Source organism: Rhodobacter calidifons, from assembly GCF_011174775.1.
Classification (GTDB): Bacteria; Pseudomonadota; Alphaproteobacteria; order Rhodobacterales; family Rhodobacteraceae; genus Tabrizicola; species Tabrizicola calidifons.
This window is the reverse complement of record NZ_JAANHS010000002.1, coordinates 153,696-174,681: the sequence shown is the minus strand read 5'-3', so window position 1 is coordinate 174,681 and position 20,986 is coordinate 153,696. Positions and strand designations below refer to the sequence as shown.

General features: G+C 67.2%; 16 protein-coding genes. 4 read left to right on the top strand and 12 right to left on the bottom strand.

Annotated elements, in window-relative coordinates; genetic code table 11:
- Positions 1–45: 45 nt before the first annotated feature.
- Complete coding sequence (locus tag G8O29_RS03360; protein WP_166401808.1) at positions 46–855, top strand: division plane positioning ATPase MipZ; 810 nt, start codon at positions 46–48, stop codon at positions 853–855.
- Here G8O29_RS03360 and G8O29_RS03355 read toward each other — a convergent pair.
- The 11 genes from G8O29_RS03355 to xdhA all read right to left on the bottom strand — a co-directional run bounded on the left by G8O29_RS03355 (position 824) and on the right by xdhA (position 13,149).
- Entirely contained in the window at positions 824–997 is a 174-nt protein-coding gene (locus G8O29_RS03355) for a hypothetical protein (RefSeq protein ID WP_166401807.1), read from the bottom strand. The two genes, G8O29_RS03360 and G8O29_RS03355, sit on opposite strands and share 32 nt — an antisense overlap.
- A 150-nt stretch (positions 998–1,147) precedes the next feature.
- Positions 1,148–1,933 (bottom strand): glycoside hydrolase family 25 protein, encoded by a 786-nt coding sequence (locus G8O29_RS03350; protein ID WP_166401806.1) that lies wholly within the window; start codon positions 1,931–1,933, stop codon positions 1,148–1,150.
- A gap of 66 nt (positions 1,934–1,999) precedes the next feature.
- Positions 2,000–2,347, bottom strand: coding sequence for a carboxymuconolactone decarboxylase family protein (locus G8O29_RS03345; protein ID WP_166401805.1), 348 nt, complete (start codon positions 2,345–2,347; stop codon positions 2,000–2,002).
- Positions 2,348–2,409: 62 nt separating this feature from the next.
- Positions 2,410–3,486, bottom strand: a complete 1,077-nt coding sequence (locus G8O29_RS03340) for an NAD(P)/FAD-dependent oxidoreductase (RefSeq protein WP_166401804.1) — start codon at positions 3,484–3,486, stop codon at positions 2,410–2,412.
- A 105-nt stretch (positions 3,487–3,591) separates the two neighbouring features.
- Positions 3,592–4,677 (bottom strand): BMP family ABC transporter substrate-binding protein, encoded by a 1,086-nt coding sequence (locus G8O29_RS03335; RefSeq protein ID WP_166401803.1) that lies wholly within the window; start codon positions 4,675–4,677, stop codon positions 3,592–3,594.
- A gap of 52 nt (positions 4,678–4,729) precedes the next feature.
- On the bottom strand, positions 4,730–5,656 hold the full coding sequence (locus G8O29_RS03330; RefSeq protein WP_166401802.1) for an ABC transporter permease: 927 nt from the start codon (positions 5,654–5,656) through the stop codon (positions 4,730–4,732).
- Position 5,657: 1 nt separating this feature from the next.
- Positions 5,658–6,737, bottom strand: a complete 1,080-nt coding sequence (locus G8O29_RS03325) for an ABC transporter permease (protein ID WP_166401801.1) — start codon at positions 6,735–6,737, stop codon at positions 5,658–5,660.
- Positions 6,738–6,892: 155 nt separating this feature from the next.
- A complete protein-coding gene (locus tag G8O29_RS03320) occupies positions 6,893–8,419 on the bottom strand; it encodes an ABC transporter ATP-binding protein (RefSeq protein ID WP_166401800.1) in 1,527 nt (508 codons plus the stop codon).
- On the bottom strand, positions 8,416–9,372 hold the full coding sequence (gene xdhC / locus G8O29_RS03315; protein WP_166401799.1) for a xanthine dehydrogenase accessory protein XdhC: 957 nt from the start codon (positions 9,370–9,372) through the stop codon (positions 8,416–8,418). Before xdhC ends, G8O29_RS03320 begins: the two co-directional genes overlap by 4 nt.
- Positions 9,365–11,779: a xanthine dehydrogenase molybdopterin binding subunit gene (gene xdhB / locus G8O29_RS03310; RefSeq protein ID WP_166401798.1), complete on the bottom strand. Its 2,415-nt coding sequence runs from the start codon at positions 11,777–11,779 to the stop codon at positions 9,365–9,367. Before xdhB ends, xdhC begins: the two co-directional genes overlap by 8 nt.
- Positions 11,776–13,149, bottom strand: coding sequence for a xanthine dehydrogenase small subunit (gene xdhA, locus G8O29_RS03305; RefSeq protein WP_166401797.1), 1,374 nt, complete (start codon positions 13,147–13,149; stop codon positions 11,776–11,778). The genes xdhB and xdhA overlap by 4 nt, the downstream gene beginning before the upstream one ends.
- A gap of 244 nt (positions 13,150–13,393) precedes the next feature.
- On the opposite strand from xdhA, the gene dnaE reads away from it, so the two are divergent.
- From dnaE to pheT, 3 genes are all read left to right on the top strand, one after another.
- Complete coding sequence (gene dnaE / locus G8O29_RS03300) at positions 13,394–16,939, top strand: DNA polymerase III subunit alpha (RefSeq protein WP_166401796.1); 3,546 nt, start codon at positions 13,394–13,396, stop codon at positions 16,937–16,939.
- Between the two features lie 79 nt (positions 16,940–17,018).
- Positions 17,019–17,750, top strand: a complete 732-nt coding sequence (locus G8O29_RS03295) for a heparan-alpha-glucosaminide N-acetyltransferase (RefSeq protein ID WP_166401795.1) — start codon at positions 17,019–17,021, stop codon at positions 17,748–17,750.
- Positions 17,751–17,809: 59 nt separating this feature from the next.
- Complete coding sequence (gene pheT, locus G8O29_RS03290; RefSeq protein ID WP_166401794.1) at positions 17,810–20,227, top strand: phenylalanine--tRNA ligase subunit beta; 2,418 nt, start codon at positions 17,810–17,812, stop codon at positions 20,225–20,227.
- Positions 20,228–20,302: 75 nt separating this feature from the next.
- Here pheT and G8O29_RS03285 read toward each other — a convergent pair whose 3' ends face one another.
- On the bottom strand, positions 20,303–20,974 hold the full coding sequence (locus G8O29_RS03285; RefSeq protein ID WP_166401793.1) for a DUF1523 family protein: 672 nt from the start codon (positions 20,972–20,974) through the stop codon (positions 20,303–20,305).
- Positions 20,975–20,986 lie beyond the last annotated feature (12 nt).

The following is a 20,986-nucleotide window of genomic DNA, read 5'->3' as shown; positions in this document are numbered from 1 at the left end:
CGGCGCAACGCATAGAAAGCCGCCGGGACAAGCGCAGGGGACAGTATGGCGCGGATCATCGTCGTCGGGAACGAGAAGGGCGGTTCGGGGAAATCCACCACCTGCATGCATGTGGCGACCGCCCTGTCGCGCCTGGGCAAGAAGGTCGGTGCGCTCGACCTCGACCTGCGGCAGAGGAGCTTCGGGCGCTATATCGAGAACCGGCGCAACTTCATGCAGGAGGCGGGCCTCAACCTGCCGACGCCCGACTACCGCGAGCTGCCCGAGGTCGATCCGGCCAGCCTGGCCGAGGGCGAGAACGCCCAGGACCTGCGCCTGACCCGCGCGATCGAGGCGATGGATGCCGAAATGGATTACATCGTCATCGACTGCCCCGGCAGCCACACGCGCCTGTCCCAGGTGGCCCATACGCTGGCCGACACGCTGATCACGCCGCTGAACGACAGTTTCGTCGATTTCGACCTTCTGGCGCGGATGGACGGCGTGACCGGCAGGATCAGGGGGCCCTCGATCTACTCTGAAATGGTCTGGGGCGCGCGGCAGATGCGGGCGCAGGCGGGCCTGCAACCGATCGACTGGATCGTGGTGCGCAACCGGTTGGGCGCGCAGGCGATGCACAACAAGAAGAAGGTCGGCGCGGCGCTGGAAGAACTGTCGCGCCGCATCGGCTTTCGCGTGCTGAACGGCTTTTCCGAACGGGTGATCTTCCGCGAACTTTTCCCGCGCGGCCTGACCCTGCTGGACCTGAAGGATACCGGGGTCGATCAGCTGAACCTGTCGAACATCGCTGCCCGCCAGGAGTTGCGCGACCTGATGACGGGGCTCAGGCTTCCGTCTCTGGCTGTCGGCTTTTGAACACCGGCCCGCCAAGCCCCTGCTGATTGACCACGCGAATGCGCGTCACCTTCTTCAGGCGCTTTTCGAACGGCGTATCTTCTTCGGCCTTGCGAGCACGGCCAAGACCCAGTTTCTTCAGAATGCGGAACGTCTTATCCATCTTGGGCGTCCTATGTTCGATGCCCCAAGAATCATCGGCAAGCAGGGCAGGACTAAGGCAGCTTAGGTCAAATGCTGCGTCGGGTCTGTGCTGATTTGGCGACAAATTGTATCCGCTTTCGCCACATATAGGGCAAGGTGCCCGGAAATGTCATAGGGATCGTTGCGCCAGCCAGTTCGACCAGGCCTGGCGCGAGCCTGCGAAGACGTTGATATCGACCTTGCCGCTGATGCCCGGGATCAGCCCGGTCGAGGTATATTGCCAGAAGGTCCAGGCCTTGCCGTCATAGACGCCATGCGGATGATCCGCGACCGAGCGCAGCCAGAATTCCACCCCTTGCAGGCGCCACAACTCGGTATCCCGGAAGAAATCGACGGTGGTGTAGATGATCGGCCGCTGGCCATAGTGCCGCTCCACGATGTCCAGGAAGATCCGCGCCTCCTCGCGGATCGTGGCGCCGTCGCGGCGGATGGTGCAGGTCGGGCTGAAGGGCGTCCATTCCAGGTCCAGCACCGGGGGCAGGGCACCCGGAGTGCGCGGAACATGGCGGATGAACCAGCGCGCCTGTTCGGCCGCCGGGCGGCAATGGTAGAAGAAATGATAGGCCCCGCGCCTGACCCCGGCCGCGCCCGCGCCGCGCCAGTGGCTTTCGAACATCGGGTCCAGCATGTCGCCGCCCTCGGTCGCCTTGATGAAGGCGAAATTCACCCCGTTCGCCCGCGCCGTGGGCCAGTCCACCTGGGGCTGGAACCGCGACAGGTCGATCCCGTGCACCGGATAGCGGTCGGGCGAGCGTCCCGGCCATGCGACCGGCTTCGCATCGTCGAAGTTGGCGCTCATGACGGTGATTTCACCCGTTTCCGGCGCCGCGCCGCGCGGAGCAGCACCACAGGCGGCAAGCGCAAGAAGGGCAAGGCTGACAAGGATCCGCAACATGGCGTCAGGCTGCCAAGTCTTGCGGCCCCTGTCACCCCGCATTGATGCGGGTCGGCGGAAACCGACTCAGGCCCGGGCGGCCAGTTCGTCCCAGCAGGCCAGCGCATGGCCGGCATACATCAGGCCGGGCCCTCCGCCCATCTGCACCGCCATGGCCAGGACGTCGCCAAGCTCTTCCCGGCTTGCCCTTGCCTTCATCAGCGCCTCGACGTGAAAGTTGATGCAGGGCTCGCAGCGCAGGATGACCGACATGCCCAGCGCGATGTATTCCTTTTCCTTCAGGCTCAGCGTGCCGTGGTCCTTCACGCCCTTGGACAGGGCGCCGAACCCCTTCGCCGTCTCGGGGACAAGGGCGTTCAGCGCGCGCAACTCGCGGCGCATTTCGGTGATCCTGTCGGAATAGCTCTGCGTCATCGGGGGCCTCCTTCGCCGACCCCGCCATGGCACGCAGCCCGCAGCGCCCGCCTTGACGTGGGTCAACCAAAGCGGGACGGCGACAGCGCGGCGACCAGATCGGCCTCGATATCGGGCGTACGGCCGCCGATCAGGTCCGCGGCAAGCCGGCTTGCCGCCGGACAGGTCTGAAAGCCGTATCCGCCCTGACCTGCCAGCCAGAAGAAGCCGGGCTCGCGCACATCCGGACCGATCACCAGCACCCGGTCGGGCGAGAAGGTCCGCAACCCCGCCCAGCTGGCCAGCAGCCGCGTCACGGGTTCCGTCACCATCTCCTCATACCGCGCCAGCCCCTCGGCCAGCACCATGTCGTCGGCCCAGGCGTCGTGCGGCTCCATCAGGTCTTCTTCTGCGGGCGAGACGATCAGCGCCCCCGCATCGGGCTTGGCATACCAGTCCTCGCCGGGGCCGAACAGCATCGGCCAGCGGCTCACGTCCAGCCCGCCCGGCGCCGGGATCCGCGCCATCGAGCGGCGATAGGGCGTGAAGCCCAGCGGTCGCACCCCGGCCATCGCCGCCACCTGATCCACCCAGGCCCCCGCCGCGTTGACGATCATCCGCGCGGTGAACTCGCCTGCGTCACAGGTCACCCGCCACCCCGCCCCGTCCTTCGCGATGGCGCTGACCCGCGCTCTGGTCAGAACCCGCGCACTCCGCGCCCTGGCCTCGCGCGCGAAGCCCTGCACCACAAGGTCGGTGTCCAGATCCTCGGCATGGGCGGCATAGCCCGCCATCGCCACGGTCTCGGGGTTCAGGATCGGCACGATCGCCCGCGCCTCCTCCAGGCTGATCCGGTCGAAGGCCATGCCGTTCAGGTCATGCTCGAAAGCCTCCTCCGCATCGGCCTTGGCCACCAGAAGAAGGCCGCGCGGAGACAGCACGCCCGGCAGGCTGCGGAAATGCGCCTCGGACGCCATCGACAGCCCCACCACCGCCGGGGCGCCATAGCGCGGCTCGAACAGCGCCGCCGAGCGGCCGCTTGCGTGATGCGCCAGCGTGTCCTCGGCCTCCAGCAGGATGACCGAGCCCAGCTCCGACATCCGCGCCGCCGCCGAAACCCCGGCGATCCCACCCCCGATGATCAGGAAATCCGCGTCCATTGCACCCCCCGAAAGCCGAGGGGCACCGATGGCCGGTGCCCCTCTCGTCACTTGTCGCATATCGCGTCAGGCGGGACGGACGCAATCCGTCCCGCAACGCCCGGATTACTTCGGAATGTCGCCGACAATCCCTTCGACGTAGAAGTTCATGCCCAGCAGATCGCCATCCGAGGCCGTCTCGCCCTCGGCCAGCCAGGGGCTGCCGTCCTGCTTGTTGATCGGCCCGGTGAACGGGTGGTAGGTTCCCGCCGCGATGGCGTCACGCATCGCCTCGGCCTCGGCCTTCACATCCGCCGGCACCTTGTCGGTGATCTCGCCGATCAGCACCTCGCCGCCGGCGATCCCCTCCCAGGCGTCGATCTGTTCATAGGTCCCGTCCAGCAGGGCGCCGACGCGCTTGACGTAATAGGGCCCCCAGTTGTCGATGATCGAGGTCACGCGCGGCCCGTCCTTGTAGGCCGCCATGTCCGAGGCCTGACCAAATCCGATCACGCCCTCGACCTTCGCGGCCTCGGCAAGCGGAGCGGTGGAATCGGTGTGCGCGGCGATCACGTCGACGCCCTGGTCGATCAGCGCCTTGGCCGAATCGGCTTCTTTCGCCGGGTCGAACCAGGTGAAGGCCCAGACGACCGACAGCTGCACATCCGGGTTCACCTTCTTGGCGTGCAGGTAATAGCTGTTGATCCCCATGATGACCTCGGGGATCGGGAAGGACGCGATGTAGCCGATCTTGTTCGACTTGGTCATCTTGCCCGCGATATGGCCCTGGATCGCGCGGCCCTCGTAGAAGCGCGCGTTGTAGGTGGACACGTTCGGATGCTCGCGCTTGAAGCCGGTGGCATGTTCGAACTTCACGTCCGGGAACTTGGCCGCGACGGCATTGGTCGCATCCATGTAGCCGAAGGAGGTGGTGAAGATGATGTTGCAGCCGCCCAGTGCCATCTGGGTCAGCACGCGTTCGGCATCGGCGCCTTCGGGCACGCTTTCCTGATACTGGATCTCGACCTTGTCGCCATAGGCCGCCTTCACCTGCATCGCGCCATCATGGTGCTGGAAGGTCCAGCCGCCGTCGCCGATCGGACCGACATAGACGAAGCAGGCCTTCACCTTGTCCATGCCCTGCGCCAAGGCGCCGCCGCTTGCCAGCAGGACACCCATCGCCGCCGTCGCCAGCAGATTTCTCCGTTTCATCTCGTCACTCCCCTTGGTGGCAGGGCCATTGGCGGCCCCGCGGTTATCTGCCTCAGCGCGAGGCGTGAAAATTCTGTCCCAGCGCCGCCGGAGCACCACTGGCCTTGCGCCCCGCCGACATGATGACCAGCACAAGGATGGTTATCAGATAGGGGGCCATGGACAAGTACTCGACCGGGATCGCCGACCCGGCGACCTGGAGGTTCAGCTGCAACACGGTGATCCCGCCGAAAAGATAGGCGCCGATCAGCACGCGCCACGGCTTCCAGCTGGCAAAGACCACGATGGCCAGAGCGATCCAGCCTGCGCCCGCGGTGATCCCGTCCACCCATTGCGGCACCCTAGCCAGCGAGACATAAGCCCCGCCCATCCCCGCCATCGCGCCGCCAAAGGCGATGCAAGCCAGCCGGATACGGTTGACCTTGTAGCCCAGCGCATGCGCCGCCTCGTGGCTTTCGCCGACCGCGCGGATGATGAGGCCGACGCGGGTTGACTTGAGCACCCACCACAGCACTGCCGTCATGGCGATGCTGAAATAGACCACCCAGTCGTGCCCGAAGACGATCGGCCCCACCACCGGAAGGTCCGTCAGCGCTTGCGGGAACAGCTTGCCCGTGGGCGGCGGCTTGATCCCGTTGTAACCCTGCCCGCCCAGGCTGGACACGCCCAGCCCGAACAGCGTCAGCGCAAGCCCCGTTGCCACCTGGTTTGCGAGGAACACCTGGGTCAGAGCCGCAAAGATCAGGCTCAACAGCGCCCCGCAGACCGCCCCGCCGATGAAGCCCAGCACCGGGCTTCCGCTGTGCACCGCGACGATGAACCCGCCCAGCGCGCCGAAGATCATCATCCCCTCGACGCCCAGGTTCAGCACGCCCGCGCGTTCCACCACCGTCTCCCCAAGCGCCGCCAGCAGAATCGGCACCGCCGAGGCCATGAGCGTTGCGATCAGGATGACCGGATTGATACCGCCAAGGTCCATCTCAATGCGCCCCCACCGCCAGCCGGAACCGATAGTTCGTCAACACATCCACCGCGAGAAGGAAGAACAGCAGCATCCCCTGGAACACCTGGATCGCCGCCGCGGGTAGCCCCAGCTGGGTCGCCGCCATCTCGCCGCCGACATAGGTCAGCGCCATCAGGAACCCGGCCAGCACGATCCCCAGCGGGTTCAGCCGCCCGAGGAAGGCCACGATGATCGCCGTGAAGCCGTAGCCCGTGTTGAAGTCGATGCTGATCTGCCCCGCGGGTCCCGTCACCTCGAACAGCCCCGCCAGCCCCGCGAGCGCGCCGGAAATCCCCATGCACAACACGACCAGCCGCGCCGGGTTAACCCCGTGGAACCGTGCCGCCCGGGGCGCCTGTCCGGCCAGCCGGATCTGGAACCCCGCCTGATGCCGCGTCAGCAGGATATAGGCCAGCACCGCCGTCACCAGCGCCGCCACCCCGCCCCAGTGCAGCCCCAGCGGCTCATACAGAAAGGCATTCTTCGCCGCAGGATAGCTGGAGAAGTTGCGGCTGCCCGGAAAGCCCATCCCCTCGGGGTTCTTCAGGAACCCAGTCGAGGCCTTGGCCAGAATCGTCTGCGCCACATAGACCAGCATGAGCGAGACCAGAATCTCGTTCGTGTTGAACCGCGTCTTCAGGATCGCCGGGATCATCGCCCAGACCCAGCCGCCGAAGGCGCCAGCCACCACCATGACCGGAAAGATCCACCGGCTTTCCGTCGGGAACACGGCCAACCCCACCGAAGCGCCGAAGATCGCGCCCATGATGTACTGCCCCTCGGCCCCGATGTTCCAGATGCCCGCGCGAAAGCCCAGCGCAAGGCCGATCGCGATCAGGATCAGCGGCCCCGCCTTCACCAGAAGCTGCCCCCGCAGGTAAAAGGCGAACTCGCCGAAGACCGGGTCCCAGAAGATGGTGCGGATCACCTCGAACGGGTTCTTGCCCATCGCGGCGAACAGGATGCCCCCCGCGACCATGGTCAGGATCACCGCGGCGGGCGGCGTCGCGTACAGCCAGAACCGGCTCGGCGTCGGGCGCTTCTCAAGCCTCAGCACGACACGCCCCTTTCATCTGTCCACAAATATCCCGGGGGGTCTGGGGGGCTGGCCCCCCATTCCGACAGCCCGGCACGCGTGCCGCCGACCAGTTGCACGGAACGCCGCAACCCGCGCCTCCCCCTCTGTGGGAGGGGAGCCCCCGGCCAACCAGATCAGGCCACATGATGCGCGACCTCCATCCCGTGGGCCCCGCCCATCATCAGCCCGATCTCGTCCATCGTCAGCCCCTCGGTCGGCCGGGGCCTGGTCAACCGCCCCTCGTTGAGGACTGCAAAGCTGTCCGAAACCTCCAGCAGCTCATCCAGGTCCTGGCTGATGACCACCACCGCGGCCCCTTCCCCCGCCCGGTCCAGAATGCTCTGCCGGATCGAGGCCGCCGCCGCCGCATCCACCCCCCAGGTCGGCTGGTTGATGACGATGACCTGCGCCCCCTGCATCAGCTCGCGCCCCATCAGGAACTTCTGCAAATTCCCCCCCGACAGCGCCCGCGCCGCCACATCCGGCCCCGGGGTCCGCACGTCATAGGCCGCGATGATCTCCTCGGCGAACCTGCGCGTCCCGGCCCAGTCCACGAACCCGTTCTGCGTCAGGCCCTTGCGGACCCCCGCCGTCAGGAACGCATTTTCCACCAGCGACATGTCCGGCGCCGCCGCATGGCCATAGCGGTCCTCCGGTGCAGCCACCAACCCGGCCTTCCGCCGCTCCACCGGCCCGCGATCGCCGACCGGCTGACCTGCGACCCGCACCTTGTCCGGCGCCGCCTTCAACTCTCCCGACAATGCGAGCAAAAGCTCATCCTGGCCGTTCCCGGCCACCCCGGCGATGCCCAGAACCTCGCCCCTGGCCACCGTGAAGGACACCCCCTTCAACGAGGTCCCGAAGGGAATGGGCGACTCGACCGACAGGTCCGACACGCCCAGCGCCACCTCGCCCTTCGCCCCCATCCGCCGCTCCGGGGTCTTCAGCGCCTGACCGACCATCAGCTCCGCCATCTCCCGCGCCGTCCGCTCGCGCGGGGTGCAAGTCGCCACCACCTTGCCCCGCCGCAGGATCGTCGCCTCGTCGCAGAGGCTTCTGATCTCTTCCAGCTTGTGGCTGATATACAGGATCGCCGTCCCTTCGGAGGACAACTGCCGCAACGTCCTGAACAGGATCTCCACCTCCTGCGGCGTCAGAACCGAGGTCGGCTCGTCCATGATCAAGAGCTTCGGGTCCTGCAACAGGCAGCGGATGATCTCCACCCGCTGCCTTTCCCCTGCCGACAGGTCGCCCACCATGCGGCTGGGGTCCAGCGGCAACCCGTATTCCTCGCTGACCGCCCGGATGCGCGCGGCCAGTTCCCGCATCGGCGGAGGGTTCTCCATCCCCAGCGCCACGTTCTCGGCCACGTTCAGCGCCTCGAACAGGCTGAAATGCTGGAACACCATCGCCACGCCCAACCGCCGCGCCTCGGCCGGCTTCGACGGCGTGTAGGCAGCCCCGCGCAAGGTCATTGTCCCGCTGTCGGGCCGCACCAGACCATAGATCATCTTGACCATGGTCGACTTGCCCGCCCCGTTCTCGCCCAGGAGAGCGTGAATCTCACCCTCACCGATGGAGAACGAAACATCCGAGTTTGCCACCACACCCGGATAGGCCTTGGTGATCCCCTCGACGCGCAGAAGCTCCGGTCTGGTCATGCCCGCTTCTCCCCCACCTTCGCCGCCGGAGCCCTCAACATCTCCGCCACCACGCCAATCGCAATCGCCTGCGGGTGCTTGCCCAGACTTGGGTCCCCGATCGGACAGCGGATATGCCCCACCGCCTCACCGGAATGCCCCAGCGCCTTCAACCGAGACCGGAACCGCCCCCATTTCGTCGCCGACCCGATCAGCCCGCAGGACCGGAACCCCCGGTTCAGCAGCCGGTGACACAGTTCCAGGTCCAGCGCATGGGAAAAGGTCAGCACCAGATGCTCGGCATCCGGCGGCACGTGATCCGCCAGCACCGCCGGATCGCGCGCCGGAACCACCGTCACCCCGTCCGGCACCCCCTCCGGAAACCGCTCTGCCGCGACATCCACCCAGGTCAGCGCGATCCCCGGCAAGGGCGCCAGCACATTGACCAGGGCCCGCCCGACATGCCCCGCGCCCCAGACCCAGACCTGCCGCTCCGCCTCCGCCACCGGCTCCACCAGCCAGCCGGCCACCAGCCCCGGCGCGGGCCGCACCCCTTGCCCCCGCGCCGCCGCCAGGACCCGCTTCACCGCAAGGGGCATCTCGCCCACACCCCGCGCGACCACACCCGCCACGGCTTCCGGCACCGCTTGGAACACCTCGGTCCACAGCACCACCGCCCCGCCGCAGCACTGGCCAAGGCTCGGCCCCAGCGCGACCCGCTCGACCGAGGGCGCCTCCCTCCCCCCTCCGTGGGGGAGGGATGGGGTAGGGCGGCCAGCCAGCATCAGACGCGCCTTCGCCGCCGCCTCATACTCCAGCGCCCCGCCGCCGATCGTCCCCGACTGCCCCTGATCCCAGACCAGCATCGACGCGCCCACCTCGCGCGGGCTCGATCCCTCGACCCCCGCGATCACCACCCGAGCGACCCGCCCATGCGCCCGGATCGCCTCTGCCAATGCCGCAAGGTCAAACACAGCCCTCGACCCTCCTGACCGCCATCAGCACCCGTTCCGCCGTCGCCGGCGCATCCAGCGCCGGATAGACCGACCCATCCCCGCAGGCCGCCACCGCATCCGATAGCGCATAAAGCGCCGAGATCCCCAGCATGAACGGCGGTTCCCCCACTGCCTTGGACTTCCCGACCGAATCCTCGCGGTTAGGCCGCCCCCACAGCGCCACGCGGAAATCGCGCGGCCGGTCCGAACAGGCCGGGATCTTGTAGGTGCTGGGAGCATGCGTCATCAGCCGCCCCTTGCCATCCCACACAAGCTCCTCCGTCGTCAGCCAGCCCGCGCCCTGCACATAGGCCCCTTCGACCTGCCCGATATCCAGGGCAGGGTTCAGCGAGGTCCCCGTGTCGTGCAGCAGATCGGCCCGCAAAATCCGGTTCTCCCCGGTCAGCCGGTCGATCACCACCTCGGTCACGGCTGCCCCGTAGGCGAAATAGTAGAACGGCCGCCCCGTCCCCTTCACCCGGTCCCAGATGATCTTCGGCGTCGCGTAATAGCCCGTGGAGGACAGGCTGACCCGCGCCTGATAGGCCCAGGCCACCACCCGCGCCCAGTCATAGACCTCGCCCGCGACCTTCACGGTGCCATCCACGAACCTGACCGTCGAAGCCTTCACCTGATGCTTCTCGGCAATGAACTCCGCCAGCCGCCCGCGGATGGTCTCTGCTGCCGCCTTCGCCGCCATCCCGTTCAGGTCGCTCCCAGAACTCGCCGCCGTGGCCGAGGTATTCGGCACCTTCCCCGTGTCCGTCGCCGTGATCTTCACCATCCCGACGTCCAGCCCGAAGACCGAGGCCGTCACCTGCGCCACCTTCTGGAACAGCCCCTGTCCCATCTCGGTCCCGCCATGGTTCAGCGCGATGGACCCGTCCTGATAGACATGCACCAGCGCCCCGGCCTGGTTCAGCCAGGTCAGCGTGAACGAAATCCCGAACTTCACCGGCGTCAGCGCGATCCCCCGCTTCAACACCGGAGACCGCGCATTCCACGCCGCAATCTCCGCCTTCCGCGCCCGGTAGTCGCTGGTCCGCTCCAGCTCGGCCACCAGCTCGTGCCCGATGAAATCCTCCACCGGCATGTGATAGGGCGTGGTCTGCACCCGCCCGTCCGGCGGCAAGTCATGCGACCCGACAGGGCCCGCCGCACCGCGAGACGTCAGATCCGCCCCACTCCCTGCTTTCATCTGTCCGGAAATATCCCGGGGGTCCGGGGGCTGGCCCCCGGGGTCTCCCATCCCGCGATAGAAGTTGGCCTTGCGCACCTCCAGCGGCTCTCGCCCCAAGACGAAAGCCACATGGTCCATCACCCGCTCGATCCCCACCATCCCCTGCGGGCCGCCAAAGCCCCGGAAGGCCGTGGCGCTTTGCGTGTTGGTCTTCAGCCGGTGGCTCTCGATGCGGATGTGGGGCAGGTGATAGCAGTTGTCCGCATGCAGCATCGCCCGGTCCGCGACCGGCAGGCTCAGGTCCTGCGACCAGCCGCAGCGGAAGAGATGCGTGAACTCCAGCCCCAGAATCCGCCCCTCCTCGTCCACCCCGGCGCGATAGACGATCCGCAGATCATGCCGCTTGCCCGTGATGACCATGTCGTCATCCCGGTCATAGCGCATCCGGCAGGGCCGCCCCGTCAGACGCGCCGCCACCGCACAGGCAATCGCCAAGGCGTTCCCCTGCGATTCCTTCCCACCGAACCCCCCGCCCATCCGGCGCACTTCCACCCGGACCGAGGACATCGGCAGATGCAGCGCATGGGCCACCTTGTGCTGCACCTCGGTCGGATGCTGGGTCGAGGAATGGACGATCATGTCGCCCCCTTCCTGCGGGATCGCCGCCGCGACCTGCCCCTCAAGATAGAAGTGCTCCTGCCCCCCCACCTCGAACGATCCCTCGACGACGCGCGGAGCCGCCGCAATGGCCCGCGCCGCATCGCCCTTGGCCCAGATGACCGGCCCCTGCTCGAACCGGCTGTTCGCCGCCAGCGCGTCATCGACGGTCAAGAGCGCGGGCAGTTCGCGGTAAGAAACCTTCCCCAGCCGCGCCGCCTTGCGCGCCGCCAGATGGCTTTCGGCCACGACCAGAAAAACCGGCTGCCCGACGTAATGCACCTTGCCCACGGCCAACAGCGGCTCGTCATGCGCCGAAGGGCTGCAATCCGGCATGTCCGGCAAGTCCTCCGCCGACAGCACCGCCACGACCCCCGGAGCAGCCTTCACCGCCGACAGGTCGATCCCCGTGATCTCGCCATGCGCGACCGAGGACAGCCCGAAGGCCAGATGCAGCGCATTGGCCAAGGGCAGGTCGTCCACATAGCGCGCCTGCCCGGTCACATGCAGGGGTGCCGCGTCATGCGGCAGGGCTTTCCCCATGCTCATCGCGCCACCTCCAGCACCGAAACCGGCACGCCGTTCAGATCATGGAAATACCGCCGCAGAAGGTTCTGCGCCGTGAGCATGCGATAGGCCGCGCTGGCCCGCATGTCGCTCAGCGGAGTGAAGTCCCCCGCCATCGCCTCGGCCGCCGCGTCCATCGTCGCCTCCGTCCAGTCACGCCCGATCAGCGCCGTCTCCGCGCGGATGGCGCGCTTCGGCACCCCGGCCATGCCGCCAAAGGCGATCCGGGCGGATGTCACCACACCGTCCGTGACCGTCACGTTGAAACACCCGCAGACCGCGCTGATGTCCTGATCGAACCGCTTGGAAATCTTGTAGCACCGCAGCGCCGGGGCGCTTTCCGGGAACGACACTCCCGCCACGAACTCTCCCGGTCGCCGGTCCTGTTTGCGATAGTCGAGGAAGAAGTCCTCCAGCGGCATCGACCGCATCTCGTCCCCCCGCCGCAGATGCAGCGTGGCCCCCAGGGCGATCAGCGCCGGCGGCCCGTCGCCGATGGGCGAGCCGTTGGCGATATTGCCCCCGATCGTCGCCGCATTGCGCACCTGCACCGACGCATACCGCCGCAAAAGCTCGGCGAACGAGGGCAGCCGGTCCTTCACCGCCTCGCGCAGCGCGCTGATCGTCACGCAAGCGCCCACATGCAGGCTGCCCCCGCGCACCTCGATCCCCTTCAGGTCCTCGACGCCCGATAGGAAGGCCACCGGAAACTCCCGCAGCTGCTTCGTCACCCAAAGCCCCACATCTGTCGCCCCGGCCACCAGCACGGCATCCGGATTGGCCAGATACCACTCCGCCAGTGCACCCGAATCTTGGGGCCGGAACGCCCCCGCCTCTCCCGCAGCGAACGACGCCAACACGTCCCGATCCGCCTTCATCCAGTCCGGCACCGCCTCACCAGCCGCCGCCTCCGCCGCCCGCACGATGGGGGCATACCCGGTGCACCGGCAGAGGTTCCCCGCCAGCTGGTCGTCGTGATCCCGCGCCCCGTTCAGATGCGCCACTGCCATGCTGACCACGAAACCGGGCGTGCAGAACCCGCACTGACTGCCATGATGCGCCACCATCGCCGCCTGCACCGGATGCATCTCACCCTTCGGCCCCGACACACCCTCGATGGTCCGCACCGCCTTGCCATGCAGTTGCGGCAGGAACAGGATGCAGGCGTTCAGCGCCTTCGAGCCGCCCTCGTCGGTGACCATCACCGTGCAGGCCCCGCAGTCGCCCTCGCAGCACGCCTCCTTGGTCCCGGTCAGCCCGCGCTCTTCGCGCAGCCAGTCCAGAAGCGTCCGCGTCGGGGCTTCCCCCTCGATGCGAACCGGCGTTCCGTTCAACAGAAACGCAATGCTCATCTGTCAGTCCGCCGCCTTCTCCCCGGTCGAGGCACTTTGCGGGATCGCCCGATGCGGCGTAAAGCGACCCACGCGCCCCTTGTTCTGGTTGTCATTCCATCAAGCGCGGCCCGGCGATTCAAGGCAAGAACAAACTCATCGCCAAAAGGCGAAGCTGTTATCAGGATTTGCCGAAAATTCGGGCGTCGCAGCCTGAGACCAAACTGCCCTTCCACCCCCGCAAAGCCCGCGCTAGACTCCCGCCATGCCCGGCGCGAACCCCCGTTTCATCCACCTCCGCACCCACACCGAACACTCGCTTCTCGAAGGCGCGGTGCCGGTGAAGAAACTCGTCGGCCTCTGCACGGCGCAGGCCATGCCCGCCGTGGCCGTGACCGACACGAACAACATGTTCGCGGCCCTGGAGTTCTCCGTCACCGCCATGGGCGCCGGGGTCCAGCCCATCGTCGGCTGCCAGATCTCCATCGCCCATGACCCCGCCCAACCGGGCGAAAAGCCCCGCCTGCCCGCGCCCATCGTCCTTCTGGTCCAGAACGAACAGGGCTACATGAACCTGATGCGGCTCAACACGCGGCTTTACATCGACGGGGCGATGACGGGCTCGGCCAACCTGCCGCAGGTGACGCTGGACGAGCTAGCACAGAACGCTCAGGGCCTGATCTGCCTCACCGGCGGCCCCGAAGGCCCCTTGGGCCGCTTCCACGCCACCGGCCAGCACACCAAGGCCCGCGCGATCCTGGAACGCCTCGCCGCGATCTACCCGAACCGGCTTTATGTCGAGCTGCAACGCCACCCCGGCCCCGGCGGCGCGCTTCCCGAACACGAGGCGCTGGCCGAACGCGGCGCCATCGACCTCGCCTACGAACTGGGCCTGCCGATCGTCGCCACCAACGACGTCTATTTTCCAAAGGCCGAGATGTACGAGGCGCATGATGCCCTCATCTGCATCGCCGAGGGCGCCTATGTCGACCAGCAGCAGCCCCGCCGCCGCCTGACCCCGCAGCACTATTTCAAGTCCGAGGCAGAGATGGTCGCGCTTTTCGCCGACCTTCCCGAGGCGCTGGAAAACACCGTCGAGATCGCGAAACGCTGCGCCTATGCCGCCCAGAAGCGCAAGCCGATCCTGCCGCGCTTCGCCGATGACGAGGTGCAGGAACTGCGCCGTCAGGCCAACGAAGGCTTGCAGAAGCGTCTGGCCGTGATCCCCCATTCCGCCACGCCCGAGGAATACCAGGCCCGCCTCGATTTCGAGCTTGGCATCATCGAGAAGATGGGCTTCCCCGGCTATTTCCTGATCGTGGCCGACTTCATCAAATGGGCCAAGGACCACAACATCCCCGTGGGTCCAGGCCGGGGCTCGGGTGCGGGCAGCCTTGTCGCCTATGCGCTGACGATCACCGACCTCGACCCCCTGCGCTATGCGCTGCTGTTCGAGCGTTTCCTGAACCCCGAACGCGTCTCGATGCCCGACTTCGACATCGACTTCTGCATGGACCGGCGCGAGGAAGTCATCGCCTATGTGCAGGAGAAATACGGCCGCGACCGGGTGGCCCAGATCATCACCTTCGGCGCGCTTCTGTCCAAGGCCGCCGTCCGCGACGTGGGCCGCGTGCTGCAACTGTCCTATGGTCAGGTCGACAAGCTGTCGAAGATGATCCCGGTCGAAGGCGTCAAACCCGTCTCGATCACCAAGGCGCTGGCCGACGAACCCCGGTTGCGCGAGGCCGCGAAAGAGGAAGTCGTCGGTCGCCTCCTCGATTACGCCGCCAGGATCGAAGGCCTCTATCGCAACGCCTCGACCCATGCCGCGGGCGTGGTGATCGGCGACCGCCCGCTGGATCAGCTGGTGCCGCTCTACCGCGACCCGCGATCGGACATGCCCGCCACCCAGTTCAACATGAAATGGGTCGAGGCGGCGGGGCTGGTGAAATTCGACTTCCTCGGCCTCAAGACCCTGACCGTGATCCAGAACGCGATGGATCTTCTGAGGCTGCGGGGCATCGAATTCGACATCAACCTGATCCCGCTGGACGACAAGGCCACCTACGATCTCTACGCCTCCGCAAGGACAGTCGCGGTGTTCCAGGTCGAAAGCTCGGGCATGATGGACGCGCTCAGGCGGATGAAGCCCACCTGCATCGAGGACATCGTGGCGCTGGTGGCGCTCTACCGTCCGGGGCCGATGGAGAACATCCCGATCTACTGCGAGGTCAAGAACGGCCTGCGCGAGATCGAATCCATCCACCCGACGATCGACCACATCCTGAAGGAGACGCAGGGCATCATCGTCTATCAGGAACAGGTGATGCAGATCGCCCAGGTCATGGCGGGCTATTCGCTCGGCGGCGCCGACCTTCTGCGCCGGGCGATGGGGAAGAAGATCCCCGAGGAAATGGCCAAGGAGCGGCCCAAGTTCATCGAAGGCTGCGCGAAGACCCACGGGATCGACGCCAGGAAGGCCGGCGAGGTCTTCGACCTGCTGGAGAAATTCGCCAACTACGGCTTCAACAAGTCGCATGCCGCCGCCTATGCCGTGGTCAGCTACCAGACCGCCTACCTCAAGGCGAACTATCCGGCCGAGTTCATGGCCGCCGTGATGAACTGCGACATCCACCTCACCGACAAGCTGGCGGTCTACAAGCGCGAGGTGGACAAGCTGGGCATCAGGACCGTCGCGCCTTGCGTCAACGCCAGCCTTGCCACCTTCACCGTCCGCGACGGTGCCATCGTCTACGGCCTCGGCGCGCTGAAGAACGTCGGCGTCGAGGCGATGAACCTCATCGTCCAGGCCCGGATGGCACCCGCGTCATCCCAGGCTCAATCGCCCGACAGCCCGCGCCTCCCCTCCCCCCCGTGGGGAGGGGATGGGGGTGGGGGGCACCCGGTCAGCCAGACCGACAAACCCTTCACCACCCTCTTCGACTTCGCCCGCCGCGTGGACCTGAAACGCATCGGCAAGCGCCCGCTGGAGATGCTCGCCCGCGCCGGAGCCTTCGACCAACTCGACCCCAACCGCGCCCGCGTGTTCGACTCGCTCGACGCCCTCGTCGCCTATTCCGCCGCCATCCACGAAGCCGCCGCATCCACCCAGAACTCGCTCTTCGGCAGCGCCGGGGCCGACATCCCCGAACCGCGGCTCCCCTTCCGCGACGACTGGCTTCCCACCGAGCGCCTGGCCCAGGAACACCAGGCCGTAGGCTTCTATCTCTCCGGCCACCCCTTGGACGACTACATGTCCGCGCTGCGCAAGAAGGGCGTCGAAACTCTGGCCCAGGTCACCCAGAAGGCCGAACGCGGCCCCTGCATCGCCAAACTTGCCGGGTCGGTATCGTCCAGACAGGAACGCAAATCCGCCAAAGGCAACCGCTTCGCCTTCGTCCAGCTCTCCGATCCCACCGGCCTTTACGAGGTCACCTGCTTCTCCGACGTGCTGGAATCCTCGCGCGATTACCTCGACGCGGGCGAAAACGTCGTCCTCACCGTCAAGGCAGAACTGGAAGGCGACACCCTCAAACTCCTCGCCCAATCCATCACCCCCATCGACATGGTCGCCGCCCAGGCCGGGGCGCCCGACCTGCGCATCCACCTCTCCCGCCCCGAGGCCGCCATCTCCCTCGCCTCGCTGCTGTCCCGGGTCGAGGGCCGCAGCCGGGGCTCGATCACCCTCTGCATCACCGACCCCCAGGGTCGGGAAATCGACATCGCGCTGCCCGACAGCTACCCGATCACCCCGCAGGTGAAGGGCGCGATCAAGGCGATGCAAGGCGTGTTGGCCATCGAAGAGCTCTGACGCCAAGTAGGGTGGGCAATATTGCCCACCCTGCGAACCCGCCTTGCGGCCCCCACCGTTCCGCGCCACCCTCCGGCCCATGTCCAGCGCCCCCGCCCTTCTCCCGCCCGCCCGCCTTCTCGGCCTCGACATTGCGCGGACCCTCGCCGTGGTCTGCATGGTGATCTTCCACTTCACCTTCGACCTCGCCCTTTTCGGCCACATCGACCCCGGCACGATGAGCCAACCCTTCTGGTACTACTTCGCCCGTATGATCGCCGGGTCCTTCCTCTTCCTCTCCGGCATCTCCCTCTGGCTCGCCCATGGCCGCGCGATCCGCTGGCCCGCCTTCTGGCGCCGCTGGGCGATGATCGCCGGCGCCGCCGCCCTCGTCACCACCGCCTCGATCTGGCTGGTGCCCGGGGGCCCCATCTGGTTCGGCATCCTCCACGCCATGGCCGCGACCGCTCTCATCGGCCTCGTCGCCCTGCGCCTGCCCTGGCCCGTAACTCTCGCCCTCGCCGCCGTGATCTTCGCCGCCGCCTGGGGCCCGCGCTTCCCGGCCTTCGACCCGATCTGGCTCGTCTGGACCGGCCTTGCCGAGACCCGGCCCATGATGGGCGACTACGTCCCCCTCATCCCCTGGGCCGCCCCCGCGCTCGCCGGCATCGCCACCGCCAAGGCCCTGCGCCTCGACCATTGGCGCGGCACCGCACCCTCCCGCCTCGCCCATACCCTCACCTTCCCCGGCCGCCACTCGCTTATCATCTACCTCGTCCACCAGCCGATCCTCTTCGGCCTCTTCAACCTCTACGCCCGCATCGCCGCCTGACGCTTCCCCTCGCCCCCGCTTTCCGCTAATCGGAACCCCGAAGTTTGGAGGCGCCTGCGATGAAGTTCACCCTGTCCTGGCTGAAGGATCACCTCGACACCGACGCCACCGTCGAGGCCATTGCCGAGGCGCTGACCGACCTTGGCCTGGAAGTCGAAGGCATCGAGGACCCAACCGCGCAACTCGGCCCCTTCCGCATCTGCCGCGTGATCGAGGCCGTCCAGCACCCCAACGCCGACCGCCTCCGCGTCTGCCGGGTCGAGACCTTCCCCGACGGCCCCGGCGGGCGCAGCGAGGAAGTCCAGGTCGTCTGCGGCGCACCCAACGCGAAAACCGGCCTGATCGGCGTCTTCGCCCCTCCCGGCACCCATGTCCCCGGCACCGGCGTCGATCTCAAGCCCGGCGTGATCCGGGGCGTGGAGTCGAACGGCATGCTTTGCTCCGAACGCGAACTCATGCTGTCGGACAACCACGACGGCATCATCGAGCTACCTTCGGACGCACCGCTTGGAGTCCGCTTCATCGACTATCGCGGTCTCAACGACCCGGTGATCGAGATCAAGGTCACCCCCAACCGTCCCGACGCGCTGGGCGTGCACGGCATCGCCCGCGATCTGGCGGCGCGGGGCTTGGGCAAGCTGAAACCCGTCAGCGTCACCCCGGTTCCGGGCCGCTTCCCCACCCCCATCGCCGTCCACATCGCCCCCGAGCTGAAAACCAAAGGCTGCCCCCATTTCGCCGGTCGCCTGATCCGTGGCGTGAAGAACGGCCCTTCGCCAGACTGGATGCAGGCCCGCCTCAAGGCCATCGGCCTGCGCCCCATCTCGGCGCTGGTGGATATCACCAACTACTTCACCTTCGGCCTGAACCGCCCCCTGCACGTCTTCGACGCCGCGAAGGTGAAGGGCGACCTCCACATCCGCCCCGCCCGAGAAGGCGAGACGCTGCTGGCGCTCGACGGCAAGACCTACACCCTGACCCCCGGTCAGATGGTCATCGCCGACGACAACGGACCCGAGTCGCTCGCCGGAATCATGGGCGGCGAGGCCTCGGGCTGCACCCCGGAAACCACCGACGTCTTTCTGGAAAGCGCGTATTGGGACCCGATCACCATCGCCGCCACGGGGCGCGCGCTGAAGATCAACTCCGACGCCCGCTACCGGTTCGAACGCGGCGTGGACCCGGCCTTCACCCTCCCGGGCCTCGAACTCGCCACACAGATGATCCTCGACCTCTGCGGCGGCGAGGCCGGGACCGTGGTGCAGGACGGCGCGCCCCTCGACACGACCCGCACCTACCGCCTCGACCCCGCCCGCGTGGTCAGCCTCGTCGGCATGGACATCGCAGAGGCCACGCAGCGCGAGACGCTTCAGGCGCTGGGCTTCACCCTGAACGGCAACGAAGTGACCCCGCCCAGCTGGCGCCCCGACATCCTCGGCGACGCCGACCTTGTCGAGGAAGTCGCCCGCATCGCCAGCCTGACGAAACTGCAAGGCGCGCCGATGGCCCGCACCCAGCCGGGCGTACCCCGCCCGATCCTGACGCCCCTGCAAGTCCGCGAACGCACAGCGCGGCGCACCATCGCGGCCCTCGGCTACAACGAGGCCGTCACCTACAGCTTCATCGACGCCAGATCCGCATCCCTCTTCGGCGGGGGAACCGATGCCGTCCGCGTCGAAAACCCCATCTCCTCCGAGATGACGCACCTCCGCCCTGATCTCCTCCCCGGACTCCTCGCCGCCGCCGCCCGCAACCAGGCGCGTGGCTTCATGGACCTCGCGCTCTTCGAGATCGGCCCCGCCTTCCACGGCGGCGAACCCGGCGACCAGCACCTGCACGCCGCAGGCCTCCTCGTCGGCGCCACCGCGCCCCGCGACCCGCACGGCAGCCGCCGCATGGTCGATGTCTTCGACGCCAAGGCCGATGCCGAGGCGGTGCTGGCCGCCCTCGGCGCGCCGTCCCGCGTCCAGATCACCCGCAAGGTGGCCCCCTGGTGGCACCCCGGCCGCTCCGGCGTGATCGGCCTCGGCCCCAATACGCTCGCCACCTTCGGAGAGATCCACCCCCGCGTGCTTCAGGCGATGGACGTGAAGGGTCCCGCCGTGGCCTTCACCATCCTGATCGCCAACATCCCGGCGCCTAAGGCGAAAACCCCCACCCGCCCGGCGCTTGCGATCAGCGACCTTCAGGCGGTGGAGCGGGACTTCGCCTTCGTCGTCGATTCCAAGGTCGAGGCCCTGACCGCCGTCAACGCCGCCCAAGGTGCCGACAAGACCCTGATCGAATCCGTCCGCGTCTTCGACCAGTTCACCGGCGAGAAGGCCGAGGCGCAGATGGGGCCGGGCAAGAAGTCCATCGCCCTGACCGTGCGCCTGCAACCGCAGGACAAGACCCTGACCGAAGCCGAGATCGAGGCCGTCAGCGCGAAGATCATCGAGAATGTCACCAAGGCGACCGGCGGCACGCTGCGCGCCTGAGCCGGACACCCGCCCCGGACTTGATCCGGGGCCTCGTGCGGCGACCAGAGGCCCCGGGTCAAGTCCGGGGCGGGGTCATCTCTTGGCCCGCCAGGTGTTCAGCCAGGCTCCGATCCGCCCGAAGAACCCCCGCGCCTCTTTCCGGGCAGATTCGACCCGCTGCCCAGCGGCGTCAAAGGTCTCGCCCACTTCGGCCAGCGCCGGATCGACCATCCGCTCGCGGAATTGCAACCACATCTTGCGCAGCATGAACAGCACGAAGGCCAGCACCGACAGGATGATGATGTTGACCCAAGGGATCAGCGTGACATCTGGCCCCTCGACCTTGGTGATCGACACCGCATTGGGGAAGATCGAAAAGATCGGCAGCCGCCAGCCGTAATGCGTCACCGCCACCCATTGCCCCGGCGTGCGCGCGGCATTGGTCGCCTCGGCCTGCAAGGTGCTGGAATTCCACTTGAAATAGGGCGGCCAGAACCAGCCCGTATCCTCGTTCCGGTAGGTCATCGTCTTGCCGTTCGCGAAGACCGCGTCGATATAGCGGATATCGCGCGAGGTGGTTGCCGTCTCCACGCCGGTCCCGGTGTCCTCGATCGCATAGAACATCCAGTTTCCGCCGATCTGCGTGATCCGGTTGTAAGTGTTGATGATCTGCACCACGTCGCGCTGCGGCAGGGTGTAATGCAGGAACAGCCCGACGATCAGCGCCAGAAGGATGCGGATGCCCCATTTGATCCTGGTCCACATGGGAGCGTCCTT